The following is an 8,380-nucleotide window of genomic DNA, read 5'->3' as shown; positions in this document are numbered from 1 at the left end:
GCGTAGGCATGGGTGGCGGGCGGCGCATAGGCTTGCGGCGCGGGGACTGCTGCCGGCGGCGCATAGGACGCGACGCCGCGCCCGCCTCCGGACACGCCTCCGGCGCCACCGCCGGACGGATAGGATTGCGGCGCTCCGACCGCAGGCGGCGGCAGCGCTGACGACGAATAGGCCGGAGCCGGCGCGGGTGCCGGAGTGTACGACTGCTGGCTGTATTGCTGGTGCCGTTGCGGCTGCGCCTGAACCGAGCCGGTGGAGTCGGAGGCGAACGGGTTTGAAAAGGGATTTTGCGTCTGCGACAGCCGCGTCGACATATCGGCGCTGCAGCCGGCGACGCCGAACGACATCAGCGCCAGCGCCGCAACTTGCGGCAGGCGGCGCGAGCGAAGCAACTCGACGGTCACGGGCATGGTTACTCACTCGTACGCAACAAACAACGAATTCGAGTAAACACAGCCGCGGTAAATAAGCGCTTAAGCCGCGAATAAAGCGTTGGGAGACTTGCTGATCCGCTCGTTCAAAGTTCGCGCGCAATACCCGGAATTGCCGGCACAAAACGCACGTCGACGAGCTCTTTGCGCTCGAAACGATCGCCGGTCCGGATGACCCGGACGAGCCGCTGGACGCCGTGATGGGGTCCGACCGGGGCGATCAGGACACCGTCGGGCTCCAATCGATCGAGCAGGCTCTGCGGGATCTCATCCATGGCCGCGGTGACGATGATACGGTCGAACTGGCCGGCCCCCGGCGGCAGCGCATAGCCGTCGCCCAGCATGACCTCGACATTGAAGCAGTTCAGTCTCTCCAGCCGCTCCCTCGCCTTATCCGCGAGAGTCCGGAATCGCTCGACCGTCAGGACGTGATCCGCCAACCGCGCCAGGATCGCAGCCTGGTAGCCCGACCCGGTGCCGATCTCGAGCACCCGATGGCTCTTCTGCAGCTTGAGCTGCTCAGTCATGTAGGCGACGACAAAGGGCTGGCTGATGGTCTGGCCGCAGGCGATCGCCATGGCGCTGTCGCGATAGGCGTCGGCACGATCGCCCGGCAGCACGAACTCCTCCCGCGGCACCTCCTCCATCGCACGCAGCACCGCCTGATCACTGATCCCCCGCCGACGCAATGTCAGCTGAAACATCATCTTTTCGGGCGGAGCGGTCGGGGGCATCGCGATGTCGGTTGTTGGTTCGGCACCAATCTAGACGGCGCTCTGCCGTTACGCATCGATTTTCATCGCTTCCTGGGGCAAGTCCGGAGGGCGTCATGCTTGGCCGCTGGGGGCCGCTCTCCGGCAAAACCGTTCCGGGCGAGGAACCAACGTCGCGCGAATTCGTTCACCTTCGGGGCGATTTTGCCCACGCCGCAAGGTTACGGCAGGCGAACATGACGTTGTTGACGTTGCGCCATGAGCCGTTATTTGCGACCGTCAAATCGGGTTTGGGCAAGGACTGACATCATGACTGCACCGCGGCCGCCGCGCGGATCTGTGTTTCTGGTTGAAGACGAAGTCATGATCAGAATGATGGTGGCCGACATGCTCGAAGAGCTCGGCTACACCGTCGCTGCCGAGGCGGGCGAGATCGGCGAGGCGATGAAGCTCGCGGAGAGCACCTATTTCGATGTCGCGATCCTCGACGTCAACGTCAACGGCAAGGTGATCTCGCCGGTCGCCGATCTCATCAAGGCCCGCAACCGGCCCTTCATCTTCGCCACCGGCTACGGCTCCTCCGGATTACCCGAGGAGTATCGCGACCGGCCGGCGCTGCAGAAGCCGTTTCAGCTCGAGACCCTGGGCAAAGCCATCGAGCACGCCCTGCGCAGCGCCGAGCCTGAAAGCTAGACGCCAGGCTGCCGATCATTCAGCCGAGTATGTCGCTGAGCTTGCCGGAAAACGCCTCGTCGGTGCGGTCGAGGCGCAGCGGGGTCACCGACACGTAGTGCGCCGCCAGCGCTGCGAGATCCGTTCCTTCATCGGGAACGTCGAGCGCCGCGGCGCGGTCGAAGCCGATCCAGAAATACGGATTGCCGCGGCCGTCACGGCGCTCGTCGACCTTCAGAAAGCCGAGATTGCGCTTGCCCTGACGGGTCACGACGATCCCCCTGACCTGATCGGGCGTGCAGGACGGGAAGTTGACGTTGATGACGGTGTTCTTCGGCACCCCGGCGTCGAGCACCTTGCGCACGATCTGCGGACCGAACTTCAGCGCGGTGTCCCAGGACGGCTTGTCCCGGGTCGCGATGCTGAACTCCTGCGACAGCGCGAACGACGGCAGGCCGAGAATGGTGCCCTCGAGCGCGCCAGCGATGGTGCCTGAATACACCACGTCTTCGGCAACGTTGCGGCCCTTGTTCACCCCCGACAGCACGACGTCGGGACGCTTGTCGCCGAGAATATGACGGGCGCCCATGATGACGCAGTCGGTCGGCGTACCACGCACCGCGAAGTGCCGGGGGCCGACCTCGCGCAGCCGCAGCGGATCATTGAGCGACAGCGAATGCGACACCCCGGACTGATCGAGCTCGGGAGCCACGATCCACACATCGTCGGACAAAGCGCGCGCGATCTCTTCAATGACCTTGAGGCCCGGAGCATGGATTCCGTCGTCATTGGTGCAGAGAATCCGCATGGCCAGCCTTCCATCCCGTTCAGGTCGATTGCCGGGGTGTCTTATCTGCTGCGCAGCACCGAGGCAAACCCGCCCGCCTCAGCCATTCAAGGCCGGACGCGCCACTGCGGGAGGAACCGCGCGAGCTTGCCCTGGGTCTCCAGTTGTAGCGAGACGTCCGGCGTACGCGATGCGTCGGCGGCTGGCGGGGAGACTGACGAGGGAGGTTCTGGCGCCGCTCGCGGCGGGGCCGGAAACCTGGTTCGGGCGACCGTCAAAGCCTTTTCGAAATCGGCACCGTTGAACCAGCCCTGACCGCGCAGGGATAAGAACAGGTCATCATCCCACACCGCTGCACGATCGATGTCGAACGCCCCCTTGAGGCGCTGATCGACCGCCTGGATGCCGGAGCCGGTCACGGCCCATTGCCGTCCGATCCAGAAGATATCCCGATGCAGGGCCATGATGCCGGTTCTGAAAATCGCGCGCGCTAGCGGAACCGGAGGATACGAACCGCCGGTCGCGGCGCAATTGCGGCGACCGGCCTGGATGCATTTTGCCGCGCCTTATGACTCCGCGGCAACGACCTTGAGGCCACCCATGTAGGGCTGCAGCACATCCGGCACGGCTATCGAGCCGTCGGCCTGCTGATAGGTCTCCATGACTGCAATCAGTGCACGACCGACCGCTGTGCCGGAGCCGTTCAATGTGTGCACGAAGCGCGGCTTGCCATCACTTCCGCGATAGCGCGCATCCATGCGCCGCGCCTGGAAGTCGCCGCACACCGAACAGCTGGAGATCTCGCGGAAGGCACCGCCATCGCCCTGCCCGGGCATCCAGACCTCGATGTCATAGGTCTTCTGCGACGAGAAGCCCATGTCGCCGGTGCAAAGCGTGATCACGCGATAGTGCAGATCGAGCCGGCGCAGCACCTCCTCGGCGCAGGCCAGCATGCGCTCATGCTCGTCCTTGCTGGTCTCCGGCGTCGTGATCGACACCAGCTCGACCTTGGTGAACTGGTGCTGGCGGATCATGCCGCGGGTGTCGCGGCCGGCCGCCCCCGCTTCGGCGCGGAAGCATGGCGTCAGTGCCGTGAGCCGCATCGGCAGCTCCTTGTCGTCGACGATCGATTCCCGGACGAGGTTGGTCAGTGCGACCTCAGCGGTGGGAATGAGACCGAGCCGATCGGTCTTGAGCCGTTCATCCGGCGCGATCAGCAGCTCGCCCCTCACGGCCCAGAACTGATCGTCCTCGAATTTCGGCAGCTGCCCGGTGCCGAACATCACGTCGTTGCGCACCAGCAGCGGCGGGTTTACTTCGGTGTAGCCGTGCTCGGTCGTATGCAGGTCGAGCATGAATTGCCCGATCGCGCGCTCGAGCCGCGCCAGTCCCTTCTTCAGCACGACAAAGCGCGCGCCCGACAGCTTTGCCGCCGATTCGAAGTCCATGCCGAGAGCGGTGCCGATGTCGTCGTGCGGCCTCGGAGCGAAAGCGTAGTTGCGCTTGGCGCCGAACACGTGGCGCTCGACATTGTCGTGCTCGTCCTTGCCGTCCGGCACCTCGTCGAGCGGCAGGTTGGGAATTGCGGAGAGCTCGCGCGCCAGTTCCTCATCGGCCTGCTTGGCGGCCGCCTCGAGCTCCGGCATCGTGGTCTTGAGCTTGGCGACCTCCTCCATCAGCGCCGATGCGCGGGCGTCGTCCTTGGTCTTCTTGGCTTCGCCGATCTCCTTCGAGGCCGCGTTGCGCCGCGCCTGCGCCTGCTCGGAGGCCAGGATCGCGGCGCGCCGCCGCTCGTCGATGGCGAGCAGATGCGACGACAGCGGCGCAAGACCCCGGCGCGTCAGCGCCGCATCGAAACCTTGCGGATTGTCGCGGATCGATTTGATGTCGTGCATGGTCGTTCGGTCCTGGGAACGAAGAGACAGGGGCGAGTCGCCGCGGCATTCGCGGGCGCGCCTGCACTACCGCGAATGGCGGCGAATGGGAACAGGCGCCCGGACGCAGCCGGGCAGCCTCCTTGGGCTATTCGGACGGATTTGCCGGGAGATTGCCGGAGCCCGGCGCGGAGCCGGAACCAGACTTGGCCGCAGCCGCCTGCTTCTCGACGATCCCGACCGCGATGATCGCGCCCTCATAGAGGGCCATCAGCGGCAGCGCCAGCGACGCCTGGCTCAGCACGTCCGGCGGCGTCAGGACCGCGGCAATGATGAAGGCGATGACGATGAAATACCGCCGCTTCTCCTTGAGCATCTGCGAGGTGACGATGCCGATGCGGCCGAGCAGCGTGAGGATCACCGGAAGCTGGAACGCGATGCCGAAGGCAAAGATCAGCGACATCATCAGCGACAGATATTCGCCGACCTTGGGCATCAACGCGATCTGCGCCGTCTCCGGGCCGCCAAGCTGCTGCATGCCGAGCGAGAAGCGCACGATCATCGGCCACACCGCGAAATAGACCAGCATGGCGCCGAGAACGAAGAAGACGGGAGTCGCGATCAGATAAGGCAGGAACGCATTGCGCTCGTGGCGATACAGCCCGGGCGCCACGAACTTGTAGATCTGCGTCGCCACGATCGGGAACGAGATGAAGCCGGCGCCGAACATCGCGAGCTTGAGCTGCGTGATGAAATATTCGAGCAGCTGCGTGTAGATGAACTTGCTGTTCTCCGCGCCTGCCACCCAGACGAATGGCAGCACCAGGATGTTGTAGATCTGCTTGGCGAAGAAGAAGCAGAAGATGAAGGCCACGCCGAAACCGAGCAGCGCCTTGATGAGCCGCGACCGCAGCTCGATCAGGTGGTCCATCAACGGGGCCTTGCTGGCCTCGATATCTTCGACGGTCATGACGCTTTGGCGTCCTTCAGACGTTCAGCCTCCGCCGGCGCAGAGCCCTCGACGGACGGAGGCTGCGGCTCGGGCTTGATCTCGCGCACAATGGCCAGCGGCTCGCTGACGGCCTGATGCGCCTCGGCTTCCACGAAGGTCGCGGGGGTGGGCGGCTCCGGCGTGGTGGGAGTCACCGGGGTCTCGGTCGACACCGCAGCCGCGGGCGTCGCCGACTCGGCAGGCTTGTCGATCCCTTCGATGTCCAGCGCCTTGTCGACGTCGCGCTGCAGTGATGACATCATGCCGCTCGGGGAGAAGCCGCTCGCGGCCTCCTTGACCTCATCGAAGCTTTTCTTGAGGTCGGCCATCTCGGCCTCGCGCATGGCCTCCTGGAACTGGCCCTGGAATTCCGAGGCCATCCGGCGGGCCTTGCCCATCCACTGCCCGACCATGCGCAGAACGCCGGGAAGCTCCTTGGGGCCGATCGCAATCAGCGCGACGACCCCAATGACGAGCAGCTCACTCCACCCGATATCGAACATGTAACAATCCGCCTACGCGACGACGCCTCTGTTCCCGCCCTGCCCCGTCCGAGCAGATCCATCCTTGCGGGAGCGCGCGCCGCCCGCGCCTTTCACGCGCAGATCAAACGGCCTTGCTGCCGACATCCGTGCGGGTGGCCGAAGGCGTCGCGCCATGATCGATCGACTTGACCGGCTCGGTCTTCTCCGGCGCCTTGTCGTCGTCCTGCATGCCCTTCTTGAACGCCTTGATGCCCTGCGCGACGTCGCCCATCAGATCGGAGATCTTGCCGCGTCCGAACAACAGCAGGACGACCGCGATCACCACGATCCAGTGCCAAATGCTAAGCGAACCCATCCTGCAACCCTCCAAACACCGGCGCAGCCTTTCCCTCAGCTGCCCGTCGACGCTACCGCCGAAACCGCGCCATTTCCATGGGCTTGACCGCGACACTTCGCTTCTAGCATTCGATTGCGAAACAGCAACACGAACCCAAGGCGGAGGGGCCGAAAACGGCGCGCGGACAACCCGATCTGGGCGGAAGGTAGGCGTCACCGCCCCCAAAAACAAGCACTTAAGCTCCGGCAAATCACGGCCGGAGCTACGTAATAACGCGAGTGTTAACGACGCAGAGGCCGTTACCCTTCCCGGTGCTCCGACTCGTCCGCGTCGGTATCGCGGTCACCCTCATCGGCCTCGAGCTCCGCCGCAGCGTCTTCATCGACGTCAGCTTCGGCGTCGTCCTCAGCCGAAGCATCGACCAGCTCAGCCACGGCCTCGTCATCCTGCTCCGCCTCAGGCGCCTCGGCCTCAAGCTCCTCAAGTTCGAGTTCCTCGACCTCAAGCTCTTCGACCGTCAGGCCCGGCTCCGACTCGGACGTGGAAATCTTCAGATCGCCGACGGCAATCTGCGAAGCGGTCTCGTCCAGGACGTCAGTCTCGGCCTCGGCGGCTTCGACCTCCACAGTATCGGCCAGCGCTTCGACGGCGCCGGTTTCGACAAAGCCCGTCTCGACGGCAGCCGTTTCCGCCTCGGACGTCTCCGTCTCTGCCGCTTCGGCTTCGCCAGGCTCAGCCTCGACCGCCGGCGCGAGCGCCAGATCGAGATCGCCCGGATCCAGCGGCTCCTCGTCGTCACGCAGGGTCGGATCGTCCGACGGCGTCGGGACGGTAAAGCCGGTGGGCAGGCGCGAATCCAGCAGGCCCGTCCCCTTCAGCTCTTCGAGACCCGGCAGATCGCCCAGCGTCTCCAGGCTGAACTGGGTCAGGAACGCATCGGTGGTACCGAACGTGAGCGGCCGGCCGGGGGTCTTGCGGCGACCGCGCGGCTTGATCCAGCCGGTCTCCAGCAGAACGTCGAGCGTCCCCTTCGACGTCACCACGCCGCGGATCTCCTCGATCTCCGCACGCGTGACGGGCTGGTGATAGGCGACGATGGCCAGGACCTCGATCGCTGCGCGCGACAGCTTGCGCGTCTCGGTGCTCTCGCGCGTCATCAGCCAAGCGAGATCGCCGGCGGTGCGGAAGGTCCACTTGCTGGCGACTCGGACGAGATTGACGCCACGATTGGCGTAATCCGCCTGCAGCTGCGCCAGCGCGGCCTTGATGTCGACACCTTCAGGCATACGCTTGGCAAGCGTCGCCTGCTCGAGCGGCTCGGCCGAGGCAAACAGCAGCGCCTCGAGGATGCGCAACGCTTCGGGGCGCACCTCGGGCTCGCTCGCGGCGATCTCGTCGGGCTCTTCCATGCGCAGTTCCGCCAAGCTTGCCATGGCAGGATCTCCTTCTTCGTTACTCAACCGTCAAGTCCGGCGCAGCCATCGCGCCGGGCTGGTTCGGTGGACGCTTACGAAAATACAGCGGCGCAAACGCCTGCTTCTGGTTCAGCTCGAGCTTGCCTTCGCGGACCAGCTCCAGCACGGCCGCGAAGCTCGAGGCGAACACGGTGGCCTTTTGCGTGGGCTCGGGGACATAGCTCAGCAGATAATCGTCGAGACATCCCCAGTCGTCCGACACCTCGGTCATGCCGACCAGCCGCTCGAGCGTCGCGCGCGCCTCGGCGAGCGACCAGACGGTGCGCTTGGCCATGTGCACCGACGTCACCACACGCGCCTGGCGCTGAATGGCGTAGGCCGACAGCAGGTCGAACAGCGTGGCCGTGAACTTCGGCTTGCGGACCTCGGCAATCGTCTCGGGATTGCCGCGCGGGAACACGTCGCGCTGGAACTGCGGGCGATTCATCAGGCGGTTGGCGGCCTCACGGATCGCCTCCAGCCGGCGCAGCCGGTTGGCGAGCGCGGTCGCCATTTCCTCTGCGCTCGGCCCTTCCTGCGCCGGCGGCTCGGGCAGCAGCAGACGCGACTTCAGGAACGCAAGCCAGGCCGCCATCACGAGATAGTCGGCGGCGAGCTCGAGCCGGATTTTTCGCG

General features: G+C 65.3%; 11 protein-coding genes and 1 pseudogene. 2 read left to right on the top strand and 10 right to left on the bottom strand.

Going from position 1 to position 8,380, the window contains the following annotated elements:
* Together BRAO375_RS25425 and BRAO375_RS25420 are read right to left on the bottom strand one after the other, a co-directional pair.
* Window positions 1-410, bottom strand: a pseudogene (locus tag BRAO375_RS25425) (peptidoglycan-binding LysM); the annotation flags it as partial.
* A gap of 107 nt (window positions 411-517) precedes the next feature.
* Entirely contained in the window at window positions 518-1,165 is a 648-nt protein-coding gene (locus BRAO375_RS25420) for a protein-L-isoaspartate(D-aspartate) O-methyltransferase (protein ID WP_009030318.1), read from the bottom strand.
* Window positions 1,166-1,260: 95 nt separating this feature from the next.
* Here BRAO375_RS25420 and BRAO375_RS37630 point away from each other — a divergent pair, with 95 nt between their 5' ends.
* Complete coding sequence (locus BRAO375_RS37630) at window positions 1,261-1,449, top strand: hypothetical protein (RefSeq protein ID WP_139031465.1); 189 nt, start codon at window positions 1,261-1,263, stop codon at window positions 1,447-1,449.
* Window positions 1,450-1,453: 4 nt separating this feature from the next.
* Entirely contained in the window at window positions 1,454-1,837 is a 384-nt protein-coding gene (locus tag BRAO375_RS25415) for a response regulator (RefSeq protein ID WP_009030317.1), read from the top strand.
* Window positions 1,838-1,856: 19 nt separating this feature from the next.
* Here the strand turns inward: BRAO375_RS25415 and surE are convergent, their stop codons facing one another.
* The 8 genes from surE to BRAO375_RS25375 all read right to left on the bottom strand — a co-directional run.
* Window positions 1,857-2,624, bottom strand: a complete 768-nt coding sequence (gene surE / locus BRAO375_RS25410; protein ID WP_009030316.1) for a 5'/3'-nucleotidase SurE — start codon at window positions 2,622-2,624, stop codon at window positions 1,857-1,859.
* 86 nt (window positions 2,625-2,710) lie between these two features.
* Window positions 2,711-3,067: a hypothetical protein gene (locus BRAO375_RS25405; RefSeq protein ID WP_009030315.1), complete on the bottom strand. Its 357-nt coding sequence runs from the start codon at window positions 3,065-3,067 to the stop codon at window positions 2,711-2,713.
* 102 nt (window positions 3,068-3,169) lie between these two features.
* The gene (gene serS / locus BRAO375_RS25400; protein ID WP_009030314.1) at window positions 3,170-4,498 is read right to left on the bottom strand and encodes a serine--tRNA ligase; all 1,329 of its coding nucleotides are present in this window, start codon (window positions 4,496-4,498) and stop codon (window positions 3,170-3,172) included.
* A gap of 127 nt (window positions 4,499-4,625) precedes the next feature.
* Window positions 4,626-5,447: a twin-arginine translocase subunit TatC gene (tatC, locus tag BRAO375_RS25395; RefSeq protein WP_009030313.1), complete on the bottom strand. Its 822-nt coding sequence runs from the start codon at window positions 5,445-5,447 to the stop codon at window positions 4,626-4,628.
* Window positions 5,444-5,971, bottom strand: a complete 528-nt coding sequence (gene tatB, locus BRAO375_RS25390) for a Sec-independent protein translocase protein TatB (RefSeq protein WP_009030312.1) — start codon at window positions 5,969-5,971, stop codon at window positions 5,444-5,446. Before tatB ends, tatC begins: the two co-directional genes overlap by 4 nt.
* A 103-nt stretch (window positions 5,972-6,074) precedes the next feature.
* Window positions 6,075-6,308 (bottom strand): twin-arginine translocase TatA/TatE family subunit, encoded by a 234-nt coding sequence (locus tag BRAO375_RS25385; protein ID WP_006614346.1) that lies wholly within the window; start codon window positions 6,306-6,308, stop codon window positions 6,075-6,077.
* Between the two features lie 281 nt (window positions 6,309-6,589).
* Complete coding sequence (gene scpB / locus BRAO375_RS25380) at window positions 6,590-7,723, bottom strand: SMC-Scp complex subunit ScpB (protein ID WP_009030311.1); 1,134 nt, start codon at window positions 7,721-7,723, stop codon at window positions 6,590-6,592.
* A 19-nt stretch (window positions 7,724-7,742) separates the two neighbouring features.
* The coding region (locus BRAO375_RS25375) for a segregation and condensation protein A (protein ID WP_035642126.1) at window positions 7,743-8,380 on the bottom strand (638 nt) is incomplete at its 5' end.

This window comes from Bradyrhizobium sp. ORS 375 (assembly GCF_000239775.1).
GTDB lineage: Bacteria > Pseudomonadota > Alphaproteobacteria > Rhizobiales > Xanthobacteraceae > Bradyrhizobium.
Note: the sequence above shows the minus strand (reverse complement) of the source record. Positions and strands in the feature narration are given on the sequence as shown.

What these genes read in the sequence shown, in the direction of transcription:
- tatB (WP_009030312.1), bottom strand. Translation starts at nt 5,971, where the DNA reads ATGTTCGATATCGGGTGGAGTGAGCTGCTCGTCATTGGGGTCGTCGCG.
- serS (WP_009030314.1), bottom strand. Translation starts at nt 4,498, where the DNA reads ATGCACGACATCAAATCGATCCGCGACAATCCGCAAGGTTTCGATGCG.
- BRAO375_RS37630 (WP_139031465.1), top strand. Translation starts at nt 1,261, where the DNA reads ATGCTTGGCCGCTGGGGGCCGCTCTCCGGCAAAACCGTTCCGGGCGAG.
- tatC (WP_009030313.1), bottom strand. Translation starts at nt 5,447, where the DNA reads ATGACCGTCGAAGATATCGAGGCCAGCAAGGCCCCGTTGATGGACCAC.
- BRAO375_RS25420 (WP_009030318.1), bottom strand. Translation starts at nt 1,165, where the DNA reads ATGCCCCCGACCGCTCCGCCCGAAAAGATGATGTTTCAGCTGACATTG.
- surE (WP_009030316.1), bottom strand. Translation starts at nt 2,624, where the DNA reads ATGCGGATTCTCTGCACCAATGACGACGGAATCCATGCTCCGGGCCTC.
- scpB (WP_009030311.1), bottom strand. Translation starts at nt 7,723, where the DNA reads ATGGCAAGCTTGGCGGAACTGCGCATGGAAGAGCCCGACGAGATCGCC.
- BRAO375_RS25385 (WP_006614346.1), bottom strand. Translation starts at nt 6,308, where the DNA reads ATGGGTTCGCTTAGCATTTGGCACTGGATCGTGGTGATCGCGGTCGTC.
- BRAO375_RS25415 (WP_009030317.1), top strand. Translation starts at nt 1,454, where the DNA reads ATGACTGCACCGCGGCCGCCGCGCGGATCTGTGTTTCTGGTTGAAGAC.
- BRAO375_RS25405 (WP_009030315.1), bottom strand. Translation starts at nt 3,067, where the DNA reads ATGGCCCTGCATCGGGATATCTTCTGGATCGGACGGCAATGGGCCGTG.